Source organism: Novosphingobium piscinae, from assembly GCF_014230355.1.
In the GTDB taxonomy this organism is placed as follows: domain Bacteria; phylum Pseudomonadota; class Alphaproteobacteria; order Sphingomonadales; family Sphingomonadaceae; genus Novosphingobium; species Novosphingobium piscinae.
Map to the genome: position 1 here is coordinate 51,280 of NZ_JACLAX010000006.1, position 15,833 is coordinate 67,112.

Annotated in this window: 13 protein-coding genes; 9 read left to right on the forward strand and 4 right to left on the reverse strand. The window is 69.8% G+C overall.

From position 1 onward, the window contains the following. Positions 1 to 51 precede the first annotated feature (51 nt). From H7F53_RS07660 to H7F53_RS07680, 5 genes are all read left to right on the forward strand, one after another. Complete coding sequence (locus H7F53_RS07660) at positions 52 to 501, forward strand: type II 3-dehydroquinate dehydratase (RefSeq protein ID WP_185678910.1); 450 nt, start codon at positions 52 to 54, stop codon at positions 499 to 501. After that, positions 498 to 1,763, forward strand: coding sequence for an MFS transporter (locus H7F53_RS07665; protein ID WP_185678911.1), 1,266 nt, complete (start codon positions 498 to 500; stop codon positions 1,761 to 1,763). The genes H7F53_RS07660 and H7F53_RS07665 overlap by 4 nt, the downstream gene beginning before the upstream one ends. A 138-nt stretch (positions 1,764 to 1,901) precedes the next feature. Continuing rightward, positions 1,902 to 4,883, forward strand: a complete 2,982-nt coding sequence (locus H7F53_RS07670) for a TonB-dependent receptor plug domain-containing protein (RefSeq protein WP_185678912.1) — start codon at positions 1,902 to 1,904, stop codon at positions 4,881 to 4,883. Between the two features lie 65 nt (positions 4,884 to 4,948). Then, positions 4,949 to 5,851, forward strand: coding sequence for a shikimate dehydrogenase (locus H7F53_RS07675; protein ID WP_246438732.1), 903 nt, complete (start codon positions 4,949 to 4,951; stop codon positions 5,849 to 5,851). A gap of 77 nt (positions 5,852 to 5,928) precedes the next feature. Further along, positions 5,929 to 6,972, forward strand: coding sequence for an NAD(P)H-binding protein (locus H7F53_RS07680; protein ID WP_185678914.1), 1,044 nt, complete (start codon positions 5,929 to 5,931; stop codon positions 6,970 to 6,972). On the opposite strand, the gene H7F53_RS07685 is transcribed toward H7F53_RS07680, so the two are convergent. Then, on the reverse strand, positions 6,969 to 7,670 hold the full coding sequence (locus tag H7F53_RS07685; RefSeq protein ID WP_185678915.1) for a glutamine amidotransferase: 702 nt from the start codon (positions 7,668 to 7,670) through the stop codon (positions 6,969 to 6,971). The two genes, H7F53_RS07680 and H7F53_RS07685, sit on opposite strands and share 4 nt — an antisense overlap. A 188-nt stretch (positions 7,671 to 7,858) precedes the next feature. Here H7F53_RS07685 and H7F53_RS07690 point away from each other — a divergent pair, with 188 nt between their 5' ends. Continuing rightward, the gene (locus tag H7F53_RS07690; RefSeq protein WP_185678916.1) at positions 7,859 to 8,854 is read left to right on the forward strand and encodes a bile acid:sodium symporter family protein; all 996 of its coding nucleotides are present in this window, start codon (positions 7,859 to 7,861) and stop codon (positions 8,852 to 8,854) included. A 37-nt stretch (positions 8,855 to 8,891) separates the two neighbouring features. Then, positions 8,892 to 9,050 carry a hypothetical protein gene (locus H7F53_RS07695; protein WP_185678917.1) on the forward strand — a complete coding sequence of 53 codons (159 nt, stop codon included), beginning with the start codon at positions 8,892 to 8,894 and terminating at the stop codon, positions 9,048 to 9,050. A gap of 36 nt (positions 9,051 to 9,086) precedes the next feature. Here H7F53_RS07695 and H7F53_RS07700 read toward each other — a convergent pair whose 3' ends face one another. From H7F53_RS07700 to H7F53_RS07710, 3 genes are all read right to left on the reverse strand, one after another. After that, positions 9,087 to 10,493: a PepSY-associated TM helix domain-containing protein gene (locus tag H7F53_RS07700; protein ID WP_185678918.1), complete on the reverse strand. Its 1,407-nt coding sequence runs from the start codon at positions 10,491 to 10,493 to the stop codon at positions 9,087 to 9,089. A gap of 12 nt (positions 10,494 to 10,505) precedes the next feature. Further along, a complete protein-coding gene (locus H7F53_RS07705) occupies positions 10,506 to 12,809 on the reverse strand; it encodes a TonB-dependent receptor (protein ID WP_185678919.1) in 2,304 nt (767 codons plus the stop codon). Between the two features lie 86 nt (positions 12,810 to 12,895). Then, positions 12,896 to 13,312 (reverse strand): DUF2946 family protein, encoded by a 417-nt coding sequence (locus H7F53_RS07710; RefSeq protein WP_185678920.1) that lies wholly within the window; start codon positions 13,310 to 13,312, stop codon positions 12,896 to 12,898. Positions 13,313 to 13,441: 129 nt separating this feature from the next. Here H7F53_RS07710 and H7F53_RS07715 point away from each other — a divergent pair, with 129 nt between their 5' ends. Both H7F53_RS07715 and H7F53_RS07720 read left to right on the forward strand, forming a co-directional pair. Next, on the forward strand, positions 13,442 to 14,254 hold the full coding sequence (locus H7F53_RS07715) for an ImuA family protein (RefSeq protein ID WP_185678921.1): 813 nt from the start codon (positions 13,442 to 13,444) through the stop codon (positions 14,252 to 14,254). Beyond that, a complete protein-coding gene (locus H7F53_RS07720) occupies positions 14,217 to 15,719 on the forward strand; it encodes a Y-family DNA polymerase (RefSeq protein ID WP_246438771.1) in 1,503 nt (500 codons plus the stop codon). Before H7F53_RS07715 ends, H7F53_RS07720 begins: the two co-directional genes overlap by 38 nt. Positions 15,720 to 15,833 lie beyond the last annotated feature (114 nt).

Sequence of the window (15,833 nt, forward strand, 5' to 3'; positions counted from 1 at the left end):
AGACCGTTTCGCTAGAAGGGGGCAAACCAACAAGCCTGTGCCGGGAGAACCATGCGCCAGACCATCCTGGTCCTGAACGGACCCAACCTGAACCTGCTTGGCGAGCGCGAGCCTGCGATCTACGGCCACGATACGCTTGCCGATGTCGAGGCGATGTGCCGCGCCGTTGCCGAACCGGCCGGGTTCACGCTCGATTTCCGCCAGACCAACGCCGAGCACGAGATGGTCGACTGGGTGCAGCAGGGGCGCACCGGACTGGCCGGGATCGTCATCAATCCCGCGGCCTTCACCTATGCCGCCTATCCCGTGCTCGACGCCCTGAAACTGGTCGACTGTCCGGTGATCGAAGTGCACATCTCGAACATCCACCGCCGCGAGGCCGAGTGGCGTTCGCGCTCGATCATGACCCAGGTCGTGACGGGGATCATCTCCGGACTGGGCGTCCACGGCTATCCGCTGGCGGTGCAGCATCTCATCTGGCGGATCGGACGCGGCGCATGAAGCCGACCCGCGCGCGCTTCGGCATCCTCATGCTGATCAGCCTGGCCACGCTGATCAATTACCTCGACCGGTCGGTGATGGGCGTGGCCAAGCCCGAACTGGTGGCCGAACTGCAGATCACTCCGGAGGTCATGGGGCTGATCTTCTCGGCCTTCTCCTGGACCTATGCCCTCGCGCAGATCCCCGGTGGCTTTGTCATCGACCGGCTCGGCACCCGGCTGACCTATGCCCTGTCGCTCGGGTTGTGGTCGCTGGCCACGGCGGTTCACGGCTTCATGACAAGCGTGGGCGGGCTGGTCTCTGCCCGCCTGGCGCTGGGGATCGCCGAGGCACCCTGCTTTCCCGCCAACAGCCGCGTCTTGTCGACCTGGTTTCCCCAGCAGGAGCGGGCCAAGGCCACCGGGGTCTACACCGTGGGCGAATACATCGGCCTGGGCTTCCTGATCCCGGTGCTGGCCTGGATCATGGGTACCTTCGGCTGGCGGTCGCTGTTCTGGATCGTCGGCGGCATCGGAGTGATCTTCGCTTTCGTGTTTCATGCGATCTACCGTGACCCGGCCGAGAGCACCAAGGCGAACCAGGCTGAGCGTGACCTGATCGCGGCGGGTGGCGGGTTCTCGGCTGGAACGCCCAGCCTGCCATTCTCGTGGTCGCGGGTGCGCCGGCTGGTCACTACGCGCCAGATCGCGGGGGCCTCGATTGGGCAGTTCTGCAGCAATTCGACCCTGGTTTTCTTCCTGACATGGTTTCCCAGCTATCTGGCCGAGGAACGCGGGATGAACTTCATCAAGTCGGGCTTCATGGTCTCGTTGCCCTATCTCGGTGCCTCGCTTGGGGTGATGATCGGCGGGATCGCATCCGATTGGCTGATCAAGCGCACCGGCTCGCCCAGCATCGGCCGCAAGGCGCCGATCATTGTCGGCCTGCTGCTGTGCGCTGCGATGATCTCGGCCAATTTCCTCGAGAGCAACGCGGCCGTGATCGCCATCATGTCGGTGGCCTTCTTCGGCCAGGGACTCGCCGGGCTCGGCTGGACGCTGCTGTCCGACGTTGCTCCTAAGGAGATGATGGGGCTGACCGGCGGGCTGTTCAACTTCTTCACCAATCTGGCGGGGATCGTCACCCCGCTGGTGGTGGGTTTTGTCGTCGGCGCCACCGGCAGCTTCTACGGCGCGCTCGCTTACATCGGAGCATTGGGGCTGGTCGGCGCGCTGGCCTATCTGTTCCTGCTCGGCCCGGTGGAGCGCGTCACCATCGACTGAATTCGTCCGCACCTGCGCGGCCAGCCGTTCGCTTTCACGTTGACATGTACTAACTGGTTCACATAACAGTCACCACTACAGGGAGTCGCACGGGTCACGTGCGGCGAGCCCGTCAGAGGAAAAATGGGAGGGGTTACGATGAATATGTACCGCCTTGCGGCCTGCAGCTCCGTGCTGGCGCTGTCGCTCAGCATGTCCGGCTTGGCCACCGCGCAGTCCGCGCCGGCTCAGGGTTCGGCCGCCGACGAGGTTGCGCCTGACACGGAAGAGATCATCGTTACCGGTTCGAGCATCAAGGGCGTGGCCCCGGTCGGCTCGAACCTGATCAGCGTCAGCCGCGATTCGATCGAGAAGACCAACGCCCAGACGGTGCAGCAGATCCTGCGTTCGGTTCCCGCCGTGGTCGGCCTGGGCAGCGCCGGGCAGGGCTCGTTCGGTTCGGCCAGCCAGTCGGGCACCAATGCCCCGACGATCCACGGTCTCGGCGCCTCGGCCTCGAACTCGACGCTCAACATCATCGACGGCCACCGCATCCCGCTGTCGGGCGTGAACCATGCGCTGGGCGATCCCAACATGGTCCCGGCCAACATGATCGAACGGGTCGAGGTCCTCCCCGAGGGCGCCTCGTCGGTCTATGGTTCGGACGCGGTCGCGGGCGTGATCAACTTCATCACCCGCCGCAAGTTCGACGGCGTGCAGCTCACCGGCCAGGCCGGCTTCGGTGACAACTACCGCACGATCCAGGCCGGCATCGTTGCCGGGCACAGCTGGGATACGGGCTGGCTGACTGCGGGCTACAACTATTCGAACCGCGATCCGCTGCGCGTGGCCGACCGCAGCTTCCTGGCCTCGGACCACCGCGCGGATGCCATCGCGGCCGGGCTCGACCTGTCGAGCGCGACCGCGCAGAACCGGGCCAACCAGGCCTCGTTCAACTGCGATCCGGCCTCGATCCAGCCGGGCGGCACCACCAGCATCTTCCGCTACGATCCGGTCAGCCGGACCTATGGCAACCCGGTGTCGAACGCCCAGGCGAACGCCTTCTGCGACATCAACCAGAACGTGGATCAGATCCCGCGCGAGACGCGTCACAACCTGATGGTCAAGGCGCAGCAGGAGGTTGGCGACCGGCTCGTGCTCAACGCTGACGTGCTCTACTCGAACCGCAAGAACCTGCAGCGCGTGTCGCGCGGCACGGCTGGCACCGGCGGCGGCGCGATCCTTGCCACGGTGTTCGGACCGGGCACCACCACGGTGGGTGCTGGGCAGATCAACCCGTTCTACACCGCCATGCCGGGCCAGACCTCGACCACCCAGCAGGTGCGCTTCTCGGGCGATGACCTGTTCGGGCCGGGCGCCAAGATCGAGTCGGGCGAAGAGCACTACTTCGTCAACACCAAGGCCGAGTACCAGCTGTCCGACGCCTGGAGCGTGACTGCAGGGGCCACGGTCGGTTTCTCGAACAGCTTCGTGCGGGACAGTGGCCGTCTGAACGTATCGGCCGCGCTGCTCGCCCTCAATGGCACGACGAACCAGGGCGGCAGCCTGACGACCATTTCGGTGCCGGCCACCGGTCTGATCGTCACCCAGTTGCCGCTGACCACAGCCAATGCGCTTGACGTGTGGAACGCCGGTTCGGCCAACCGGACCTCTGCCGCGGTGCGCGCCCGGTTGACCGATACCACGACCTACCGCCTGACCCGCCAGGGCCTGCAGAACTATCGCCTCCAGCTGGGTGGCGACCTGTTCAGCATGCCGGGCGGTGAAGCCAAGCTGGCCGTCGGCGGCGAATACATCGCCTACACCATCCGCCAGAACGTCTCGCAGCCGCTCGGCATCGGGCCGGCCAGCACCGGCTCATCGACGATCAACCTGGACTACAGCCGCAACGTCAAGGCGGCCTATGCCGAGGTCCTGCTGCCGCTGGTCTCGCCCGAGATGGGCGTTCCGCTGGTGCGCTCGTTCGACGTGAACTTCGCCGGCCGCGTCGACGACTATTCGGACTTCGGTTCGACCACCAACCCGAAGATCGCGGCCAACTGGGAAGTCGTCGAGGGCGTCAAGATCCGCGGCAACTGGTCGCGCTCGTTCGTGGCTCCGGCGCTGACCAGCTTCGGCGCTGACGGTCGTGGGACCACGGCCGAAACCAGTGTCGCGGGCGGGCCGACCAACCTGGCCGTGCCGATTGCCGCCTATCCGGGCGTGACCAGCATCCCGGGCGTATCGTGCAACGCCACCACCTGCACGATTGGCACGCCTACAATCCAGGGGCTGCAGATCAATGGCGGCAACAACGAGCTGGTCCCGCAGAAGGGCACCAGCTGGTCGATCGGCGTGGACTTCACCCCGACCTTCGCGCCCGGGCTTCGGCTCTCCGCGACGTTCTGGCACAACCAGTTCACCGGCGGCGTGACCGCGCCGCTGGCCGGTTCGGCCGTCAACATCGCCGGGTTGCAGAACCTGCTGACGATCTACCCGACCGGCGCCACCCAGGCGCAGATCGCCAACATCGTCGGCACCCGGCCGCTGACCACCTCGATCCCGGCGACGACGTACTATGTCTACGACTTCCGCCAGCGGAACGTGCTGAACCTCAACGTCGAGGGCCTCGACGCCGATGCGCGGTACACCCGCAACACCGACTGGGGCAGCTTCACCCTCGGCGCGGCGATGTCGCTCAAGACCCGCTTCGACCAGAATTTCGGTGGTGGCCCGACCTTCTCGGTGCTCAACACCACCGGGTTCAACGGGACCTTCCCGTCGATCCGGCTCGACCTCCGCGGGGATATCGGGGTGACCTATGGCCCGGTTTCGGCCACGGCGTTCATCAACCACACGGGCGGTTACACCAACTGGTCGGCCACCGCGGTGAATCCGCTGGTCTCCGTTGGGGGCGTGCCCACCGGGGTGGGCGGCGATCCGGTCAAGGCGCTGACCACGGTGGACTTCCACTTGGCCTGGGATCTGCCCAAGACCCTGCTCGACTCGCAGGTCTATGTCGACGTGCAGAACCTGTTCAACACCAAGCCGCCGTTCTACTCGTCGGTCCAGGGGTTCGATACCTTCGCGGGCAATCCGCTGCTGCGGATCGTGTCGGTCGGCTTCCGGACCAAGTTCTGACAACACCCGTGCCTGCTCCGGTCTCCGGACCGGAGCAGGCCATGATCATGGATGGATCGGCAGTTTTGACCTCCGCCCTACGTTCTACCGGGATCCGCGCGGGCCGTATCCTCACAGGGTTGCTGGGCCGGGGCATCCTTGAGTCCCGCACGCCTTGGCTGCAGGAGCAGGAGGCCGAGGCTCACGGCCTGCGCATGGTCTATTCGCTGTTCGACTTTACCGATCGCGGCTGGCGCGACGAGGACCTCGAGGAGGTCGTGGCCGCCGCCCAGCGGCTCGGCTTTGCCGGGCTCAACGTGACCTTTCCCTTCAAGCAGGCGGTGATTCCGCTGCTTGACGGCCTGTCCGAGGCGGCTGCTGGGATACGCGCGGTCAACACCATCGTCTTCGTCGATGGCAAGCGCATCGGCCACAACACCGACGTGACCGGCTTCGCCGCGGGCTTCCGTCTGGGCTTCGGTGGCGAGCGGCCCGGCCGGGTGCTCCAGCTTGGTTGCGGCGGGGCAGGGTCGGCCACGGCCCACGCCCTGCTTGGGCTGCTCGGGGCCGACCGGCTGGTGCTGTACGACCCGGACCCCGCCCGGCTGGAGGGCCTGCGCAGCCAGCTGGCGGAGCGCTACGGCGCGGACCGGCTGGGGGTGGCGCGCGATCCGGTCGCCGCGGCGCGCGACGCCGACGGGCTGCTCAACGCCAGCCCGGTAGGCATGACCAAGCTGCCCGGCATGCCGATCCCGGCAGCCGCGATCGAATCGCGCCACTGGGTGGCTGACATCATCTATTTCCCGCTTGAAACCGCGCTTCTGGCGGAGGCCCGTCGCAAGGGCTGCCGCACGCTCGACGGCAGCGGCATGGCGGTGCATCAGGCGATCGACGCCTTCGCGATCTTTACCGGGCGTGATCCCGACCATGAACGGATGCGCGCCAGCTTCTTCGCCTACGAGATGACCCCGGCCGACGCCCTCGACTGAGCCGGTCGCTGGTCACAACCGGCAGGGTATCCTTCCCCCTTGTGGCCGGCCCGGCGATGACCGATGCAGGGCGGCAGATGGAAACCACACCAGGCAGCGATCGCCGCGAGGGCACAGCGACGGGGGGCGAGGCCGGCCCTGACGGCGGAGCGGGCAGCGCGCCGCGCCGGGTAGCCCTGTTCGGGGCGACCGGAACGATCGGACGGGCCACGGCCGCCGCGCTGCAGCGGCAGGGCCATGCCGTGACCTGCTTCGTCCGTCCCGGCCGCCCGACCGCGGCCGCCCTGCCGCCGGACCTGGCGCTGTGCCCGGTCGATCCGGCCGATGGGCCGGCGCTGGCGGCGGCGCTCGGCGCCGCGGGGTGCAAGGCGGTCATCTCGTGCATGGCCTCGCGCACGGGCGCGCCGCGCGATGCCTGGGCGGTCGACTATCTGGCGCACCACAACCTGCTCGCGGCGGCGGGGGAGGCGGGGGTGCAGCAGTTCGTGCTGCTGTCAGCGATCTGCGTGCAGAAGCCGCTGCTCGCCTTCCAGCAGGCCAAGCTGGCCTTCGAGCGCGAGCTGGTGGCCTCCGGTCTGCGCTATTCGATCGTGCGGCCCACCGCCTTTTTCAAGTCGCTGTCCGGCCAGATCGACCGCGTGCGCCGCGGGCAGCCGTTTCTGATCTTCGGCGATGGTCGGCTGACCGCCTGCACCCCGATCAGCGATGAGGACCTGGCCGCCTACCTCGTCGGCTGCCTCGACGATCCCGCCCGCTGGAACCGCGTGCTGCCGATCGGCGGGCCGGGGCCGGCGATCACCCCGCGCGAACAGGGCGAAGCGCTGTTTGCCCTGCTGGGCCGGCCGCCGCGCTTCCGCTCGGTGCCGGTCGGCCTGCTCGACGCGATCATCACGGTGCTCGCAACGCTCGGCCGGGTTGTCCCTGCGCTGGCGGCGAAGGCCGAACTGGCACGGATCGGTCGTTACTATGCTACGGAATCGATGCTGGTGCTCGACCCGCGGACCGGGCGCTACGACGCGGCGGCGACCCCGGCGACCGGCACGGCGACGCTGGTGGACTTCTACCGCGCGGTGATGGCCGGCGAGGCCGCCCCCGAGCGCGGCGATCACGCCGTGTTCTAGCCGGACAGGCCGGAGAGCCATTCCGCGATCATCGCCTGTCCGGCGCTGACGGCGCGCGGCCCGTGCGCGGCATGGGCCGCGCGCAGGTGCGGGGCGTGGATCCCGGCGCGCGCGAGGGTCTCGCCACCTTCCTCGATCCATGCCTCGAAGCGGGGATCCTCGCCCATTTCGGCATGGAACTGCAGGGCCAGGAGGTTGGGTCCGCGGCGGAAGGCCTGGTGCGGGTAGAGCGGGCTCGAGGCGAGCAACTCGACCTCCTCGGGCAGGGCGAAGGTATCGCCATGCCAGTGCAGCACCGGCACGTCCGCGATGTGGCGCAGCGGGCTGTTCGGGACGTGGATCGCCACCGGATGAAACCCGATCTCGGGCTGGGGGCCGGCAAAGACCGGCGCGCCCAGCGCCGCGGCCATCATCTGCGCGCCGAAGCAGACCCCCAGCGTTGGACGGTCGGCGGCGAGGCGGCGGGCCAGCCGGCGCAGCTGGCAGGCGATCCAGGGGTGGCGATCCTGCTCGTAAACCCCCATCGGCCCGCCCATCATGATCAGCAGATCGGGCTCGGCCAGATCGATCCGCGGGAAGGCGGGATCGGCCACGTCGATCCGGTCGATCTCGTAGCCGGCTGCCTCGATCGGGGCGCGGTAGGCGGCGACCCCCTCGTAGGGCACGTGGCGGATGATCAGGGCGCGCTTGACGGTCATGCGATGCTCAGTGCTTGGCAGGTCAGGACCTTGGCAGGTGAGGGCGGGGCGGAACAAGTCCCGGTGTGTCCATATTCTCAATCAGGACGGTAGAGTTAACAGCAATTGTAGGCCGGGTGGAAGCAGGGCTTGGCCCTGCAGCGGCCTTCGCGCGTGACGGGAGGCGCGGAACGGGGTAGCGCGCGCCCATGCTGACCCGTTTCAAGTCTGCGCTCGATCCCTATATCCTGGCCCTGCTCGGCATGATCGGGCTGGCCTCGCTGCTGCCGGTGCGCGGCAGCGCGGCCGTGGCCGCGGGATGGCTGGCGAATGCCGGGATCGTGGTCCTGTTCTTCCTGCATGGCGCGAAACTCTCGCGCGAGGCGATCCTCGCCGGGGCCGGGCACTGGCGGTTGCACCTGAGCGTGCTGGCCACGACCTACGGTCTGTTCCCCCTGCTTGGGCTCGGACTCGGGCTGGGACTGGGGCTGGCGGCGCTGCCGTGGCTGCCTGCGGGCCTTGCCAGCGGGCTGCTGTTCCTGACCCTCCTGCCTTCGACCGTACAATCCTCGATCGCTTTCACCTCGATCGCCCGCGGCAATGTCGCGGCGGCGATCTGCAGCGCCTCGTTCTCCAACCTGCTCGGGATGGTGATCACCCCGGCACTGGTCGCGCTGACCCTGCACGGCCTGCCCGGCAGCGGGGTCTCGCTGGCGGCGGTGAACAAGATCGTCGTTCAGCTGCTGGTGCCCTTCGCGCTCGGGCAGGCGCTGCGCCCGCTGGTTGGCGGTTTGGTTGCCCGGCACAAGGCGCTGATCGGCTGGGTCGATCGTGGCTCGATCCTGCTGGTGGTCTACACCGCCTTCAGTACGGCCGTGGTCGAAGGGCTGTGGCAGATGGTGCCGCTGCGGGCGCTGGCGCTGGTCCTGCTGCTGTGCGCCGCACTGCTCGTGGTGGTGCTGGGCCTGACCTGGTGGCTGGGCCATCAGCTCGGCTTCGCCCGCGACGACCGCGTGGTCCTGCTGTTCTGCGGCTCGAAGAAGAGCCTGGCGACCGGGGTGCCGATGGCCGGAGTGCTGTTTCCGCCTGGCCTGGTCGGGCCGATCATCCTGCCGCTGATGCTGTTCCACCAGCTCCAGCTGGTAGCCTGCGCCGTGATCGCGCGGGCCTGGGCCGAGGCGCCGCAGGACGGCGCTCCGGCGTGAGGCGGGTCCGTCCGGTGCCGGACGGCCTCCCGCGGCGATGAAGGCCGCGCTGGATCTGGTTCTGTTCCTGCTGACCGGCCTGACCGTGACCGCGGGCGGGATCGTCGCCGCCGTGGCGGGGCTGGGCGCAGCGCTCGCCGGTGGCGGCTGGTGGTGGCGCCGGCGCCGGGACGCGCGCCGGCGCCGGGATCCCTAGCGCGCTGGGATTCGCCCGGGCCGGTGGCCGCGCCGGCTAGGCCGGCCGCGCCAGCCCGAGCCAGGCGGCGAGGCGGGGCAGGCGCGGCAGCGCGAGCCGCTCCAGCGCAAGGATCGTCAGCAGCGACAGCGCGAGCAGCGGCAGCAGCGCAGCGAGGACGAAGATCGCCGGCACGAGCCGCCCGAGCTGCCGTTCGGATGGCGGCGGCGGCGCTCCCAGCCTGCCGTCCGGACGGCGCCGCTGCCACATCACGAACCCGCTCACAGCCAGGGTCACCAGCATCAGCGCGGTGAGCACGCCGATCAGCTGGTTGACCCAGCCGAACAGGGCCCCTTCATGCCAGGCCACCCCATAGCCGACCACCCGGTCGATCGGATGGTTGTCGGCAAAGGTTTCGCGCCGCTTCTCCTTGCCGGTCATCGCGTCGTAGGTGATGGTCATCCGCAGCGGACGGTTCTGCGTGTCCGAGCGGACCACCCAGTCGCGGCCCTTGCCCTTGCCGAAGCGGCCGGGTGCCCCGGGCGGGGCAACCAGCACCGGGAAGGCGAGGTGCTCGCTGCGGGCCAGCGCGACGATCCGCGACAGGCGGACATGCTCCATTCCGGCCATAGCCGGGATCGTGCCGTCAGCCGCGCCGTGGTTCATCCCGGCCAGCATCGCGGCATGGTCGTGCTCGGCATGGGCGTCATCCCCGGCCGGTGCGCGGCCGCCGATGGTCCAGTCCTGCGCGCCCTTGACCCAGCCGAGCTCGCTCCGCACCGCCTTGAAGGCGCTGCCCCAGACGTCCGCCCAGGGCAGCCCGGTCACCAGCAGCACCAGGGCCAGGCCCGCCACCCAGAAGCCGGTCACCGCGTGCAGGTCGCGCCAGAACACCCGGCGACCCTGCGCCAGACGCGGCCAGACGACGCCCGCCGCACCGCGCCCGCGCGGCCACCACAGGTAGAGCCCGGTGACGATCATCACGATCGCCCAGCTGGCGGCCAGCTCGACCAGCCACGACCCCCGCTTGCCCAGCAGCAGCTGGCCATGGATATCATGGACCAGCTGCATGATCCGCCGGTCGGGATCGAACGCGCCGAGCATCTGGCCCTGCGGCGCGACGAACACGTCGCGCATTGTGCCATCGGGCAAGGCGAGGTGGATCATCGCGGCATCGCCGTCCTGCGCCGGGATGCGGTAGGAATGGAGCCGGCCGCCTGGAAAGGCCGCCAGTGCGGCGCGGACCTGGGCATCGGGCGAGACGGCGTTGGCAGTGGGCAGGTTCTGGTAGGCCCGCTCCTCCCAGCGCTCGACCTGCGGCTTGAACAGATAGGCCGCCCCGGTCAGCGCCAGGACCAGGATCATCGGGACGACGAACAGGCCGGCGTAGAAATGCCATCGCCAGATCGTGCGGTAGAGCGTGGTGGCCGGGCCTGCCGCAACGGCGCTGGTGGTTGTGTTCATCGCTGGCGCTCCTCAGAGCTTGGCCTTGAGATCGACCACCAGGGTGCGCTGCGGCAGCGGGTGGGCGACATAGGCGCGGTAGTTGAACAGGTTGTCGATGCCGGCGCTCAGCTCGAACTGGCGGGTAAAGGCCCAGGACAGCCGCGTGTCGAACAGCAGGTATTCGGACTGGTGGCCGAAGGCCCGGCCGCGCTGGAGTCCGAGCAGGTCCGAGTTCGGGCGCGAGCCATAGCGCCAGCCGAGCGAGGCGCGCAGCGGTTCGGCCAGGCGGTAGCGCAGGTTGCCGTTGGCGCGCCACGCGGGGATGCGCGGGAACTGCACGCCCACTGCGCGCGGATCGGCGGTGTTGCGCCTGGTCTTCGCGCTCATCCAGGCGAGGTTGGCATCCACGTCGAGGCCCTTCACCAGCACATCATGACCCTCCAGGATCAGCTCTGCGCCATACTGCCGGACCAGGTCGACGTTCTGGAATCCGCTGAACAGCGTGTTGTCGGGCAGGGTCCCCTGGAAGCTGAACACCGCGTCCTTCACATCCTGGAAGAACAGGCTGGCCGTGGCCCGGACCGGACCGAAGGCGCGGCGCAGCAGCAGGCTGGCATCGCGTGACTGCTCGGGGCGAAGGAACGGGTTGAAGCTGGTGGCGATCAGGTTGCCCGCCGTGTCCTGGCTGCCCTGGAACAACTCGCCCACGGTGGGAAAGCGGGTGGCCAGCCCCAGGCTGAGCTGCGCCTCGATCCCGCCCGGCAGCGGTCCCTGCAGGCTCAGCTTCGGGCTGACCGCATCGTCGGTCCGGTTGGCGAAGCGGGCATCGACGCGGTTGCCCGCCACGGCTGTGCCCAGCCCACCGGCAAAGGCCCGCCAGCGGTCGTAGCGCAGGCCGGCGGTGAGAACGACGTCGGCGCCGAGGTCGATCGCATCCTCGGCCCACAGCCCCCAGATGCTGGTCTTGCCATAGCTCGAATTGGCATAGGTCGCCCCTGCGGCCGTGCGCCAGTTCGTCACGCGGTAGGTATCGGTCGAAGTCGCATACTGGTTGGCATCGGCGCCCCAGGCCAGCTTGTGTGCCCCGAGCCGCCGTTCGACCGAGAGGGCCCCGGTGTACCAGCCGGGGTTGTTGGCCAGGGTCAGGCGACCGGCGCCGCTGGCCGCTCCGGTCAGATAGTCGTTCGAAGCGCGGACATCCTGCTTGTCGATCCAGAAGCGCGACAGGTTGAGTGCAACGTCCCAACCGGCGAGCGGGCCGGCCAGCTTGAGACCGGCGAGGTACTCGGTGCGGCGGGTGGCTGACATGGTCAGGCCCGAGGCGTTGTAGGTCACCCCGTTGAAGCTGACATTGCCCTGGTAGACCGGGGCGCCGGTGACGCTGTTGACCAGCCACGAGCGCGGATCGGTCAGGTCCTGACGGGTCTGCCACAGCACGCCCAGCGCGCTGATCTCCCAGCCGCCGGCGGTTTCGTACCCGATCCGCAGCCGCGCCTGGTCCTGCGTGACGTCAACCGGCGAGGCCGCGCCGAACACCGCGGTTTCGGCGTTCGTGGCCAGCCCTGTCGGCCGGATCAGGCGGGGATCGACAAAGGCCCCGGTCACGGTTGCCGTCGCCGTACCCGTACCCCGCTGGAGCAGGTTGTAGGTCATCGACTGGCCGGTGTTCTCGAAGTGACGGAAGCTGGCGCGGACCGACCAGGGGCCGTCCTTCTGCTTGTAGCCCAGCGCCCCCTCCACGCTGTAGCCGCGGAAGGTCTGGTCGAAGCCGTATTCCTCGAACGGCATGAGCATCGTCTGGACCGTGCCGGTGGCCGACCAGCCCTCGCGCGGGGTCTGGGTGGTGACCGAGATCACCCCGCCCATCGCATGGCCGTTGTAGCGGGCGGAATAGGGGCCGTAGACGATATCGAACTGGCGCACCTCGGCCGGGCCGACCACGTTCCACTTGGGCGGAAAGTCGAACCGGTTGCCGAGGAAGTTGGAGACGACGAAGCCGTCGACCAGCACGATCGTGCGGGCGCTCTGCACGGTGTTGGCGCCGCGCATGGCAACCACGGCGTTGTCGTCCCCGGCGAAGCGCTTCCGCACGAAGAAGTTGGGGGTGTACTTCATCAGGTCCTCGACATTGATCGCGTTGATCGCGTCGAAGTTTTCCTGGTTGAGCGAGATCGCCAGTCCGCGCGGGACCACCGTGACCGGGGTGTCGGTCTGGCCGACGACGATGATCGTGTCGGCGGCGTCGGCGGTATCAGCTGCGTCGGCTAGGTCGGCGGCGTGGGCACTGGGCGTGGCGAATAGAGCCGTGGCTACGGCGACAAGCGAAGTCTTCATGGGTCTGCCCCTGGGATTGGTATACGTCTGGGGCGCCCACCATGATGGCGGACGCACGGGTCGGACCGGACGGGCCGGTCAGGCGATCAGACGATGGCCGGGGGCGCGCGCAGCGGTGGGCGCAGATAGGCCGGGCGCTGGGCCCGGGGCACGCGGACCGGCGCGAAGCCGAGCGTGAGCAGGAAGGCAAGCGCCAGTGCCAGCAGGACCGGCGGGGTGCTGCCCAGTACCGCGAAGGTCAGCGCGGAGTAGGGGCAGGCCGGTGCGGCCTGCTTGCCGGCGGCCTCGTCCGGGTGGCCGGCGCCTTTCTTCTCCAGCGGGATCGCGATCGTCGCGGGTGCCGCGGGCCCGGAGGCGTCGTTGCACAGCCGGATCGTGATCGTGTTGGCCCCGCTGTCGAGCATGTATCCCGCCGGGACCACGGCCTTGAGGCACAGCGCTGCGGCCAGGACCAGCAGGGCCAGGGCGCGATGGCGCAGCAGCAGGGCGCGAAGCGGAGACATGCGGCCGCGCCGATACGCCTCTGCGCGTCGTCTGTCATGGGGAAAATGACCACCCCGTCCGCCGGCGGGACAGGTCCTGCGGCAGCCCTCTTGATCTCATCCGGACAATAGGAACATAATAAGAACATCATGAGAGTCGCACCCATCCTGTCGCCCGATTCGGGCTCTCTCCCGGCCGCGCCGGTCCTGCGCCACTGGGCCAGCGGGGTGGCCTCGCTCGACGCGGCGCTGGGCGGCGGTTTCGCGCAGGGCCGGGTCCACGAATTCTATGCCGCCAGCGAAGCCGATGCCGGGGCGGTGCGCGGGCTGGCGGTGGGGCTCGGCGCCGGCATGGCGGGGCCGGACCGCAGCGTGCTGTGGCTGCGCTGTTCGCGCACGCTGGGCAGGGCGGGGGTGCTCCAGGCCAGCGGGTGGAGCGACCTGGGCGGCCGGCCGGGCCAGCTGCTGCTGGGGATCGTGCCCGATACGCTCACCCTGCTGCGCAGCGCTGCCGATGCCCTGCGCAGCGCCGCACCGGGGCTGGTGGTGATCGAGGGCTGGGGGCGCATGGCCGAGCTTGACCTGACCGCCAGCCGCCGCCTCGCGCTCGCCGCCGAGCGCTCCGGGGTGGCCCTGCTGCTGCTGCGGATCGAGGCGCAGCCGGTGCCGAGCGCGGCCCAGACCCGCTGGCAGGTTGCCTCGGCCCCTTCGCGGGCGCTGCCCGGGCAGGCGCCCGGCGCGCCGACCTTCGACCTTGTCTTGCTCCGCCAGCGGGCCGGTCCTTGCGGACTCGACTGGCGGCTGGAGTGGCACCGTGATCAATGCAAGTTCCGTGAGGCGCCGCTACCTGGCGCTGTGGTTCCCGTTCCTGCCGGCCGACCGCTGGCGGATCGAACAGGACGCCAGCGGGACGGAGGAGGCGATGATGCCGTCGCTGGCCGGAGCGTGCGCAGCGCCGCCTGAGGCTGCGCCGGCTCCGCTGGCCTTCGTCACCCGCGTCGGCGGCGCGCTGCGGCTGGCCGCGGTCGATCAAACGGCGCAGCGGCTCGGGATCGTCCCCGGGCTGACCCTGGCCGATGCCCGCGCGCGCCATCCCGACCTGGCCGTGACCGACATGGATCCCGAGGCCGACCGCCACTGGCTCGGCCGGCTGGCGCGGCGCTGCCAGGGCTGGTCGCCGCTGGTCACCCCGGTCCCGCCCGACGCGGTGGTGCTGGACATGGCTGGCAGCGCCCACCTGTTCGGCGGTGAGGCGGCGCTGGCGGCGCTGGTCGACGATACCATGGCCGAGCTGGGCATGACCTGCCGGCTGGCCAGGGCCGATACAGCCGAGGCCGCGCTGGCCCTGGCCCGCCATGCGCCCGGGCCTGTGACCGACGAGCCGGCTGCCCTGCGCGCCCTGCCGGTGATCGCGCTGGGGCTCGATCCCGAGGCGACGCTGGCGCTGCGCCGCGCCGGGCTCAGGACCGTGGGCGACCTCGCCGCGCGCCCGGCGGCCAGCCTGGCCGCCCGCTTCGGGGCCGGCGCGGTCACCGCGCTGCGTCGTCTGCTGGGGGACGAGAGACGCCCGATCGCGCCCATGGCCCAGCCCGCCCCGCTGCGCTTCGAGCGCCGCTTTGCCGAGCCCATCGCGCACGAGCGCGCTGTCGCCGCCTGCTTCCGCGACCTGCTGGTCGAGGCGGCTGGTGCGCTCGAGCAGCGCGGGCAGGGGGGACGGCGCTTTGTCCTGACCCTGCTGCGCAGCGACGGGGCGCGCCACCGCCTGCGGATCGAGACCGGCGCCCCCACGCGCGATCCGGCGCTGGTGCTGCGCCTGTTCGACGAGCGCATCGGGGCTTTGGCCGATCCGCTCGATCCCGGGTTCGGCTATGACAGCATCGTGCTGGCCGTGCCCCTGGCCGAGCCGCTTGGCGCCGCGCAACCTGGCCTCGACGGGCGCGACAGCGCCGCGGCGGTGCTGGCCGAGCTGATCGACCGCTTGAGCACGCGGCTGGGGCCTGGGGGAGTGCTCCGGCTGGTCCCGCACGACAGCCACATTCCCGAGCGCGGCCAGCAGGCAGTGCCCGCCAGCCGCACTCCGGCGCCGGTGCGTTGGCCGCCGCCGCAGCCCGGTGAACCGCCGCTGCGCCCGATCGTCCTGTTCGATCCGCCCCAGCCGGTCGAGGTGATCGCCGAGGTGCCCGACGGCCCGCCGCACCGCTTCCGCTGGCGGCGCACACTGCACGAGGTGCGGCTTTACGAGGGGCCCGAACGGATCGCCGCCGAATGGTGGCGCCGCCGGGGGGGAGAGCTGCCGGGGCAGGGCGGGCTGACCCGTGACTACTACCGGATCGAGGATGCCCACGGCCACCGCTACTGGCTGTTCCGCCATGGCCTCTATGACGAGAAACCGGCGCCCCGCTGGTACATGCACGGGCTGTTCGCGTGAGGGCTCAAGCCTCTACCAAATTCCCGTCCCCAGCTCCGTTCGCCTCGAGCGAAGTCGAGAGGCCGCGCGCGTGTCTCGACTTCGCTCGACACGAACGGACGAGGGGGAGTGGGG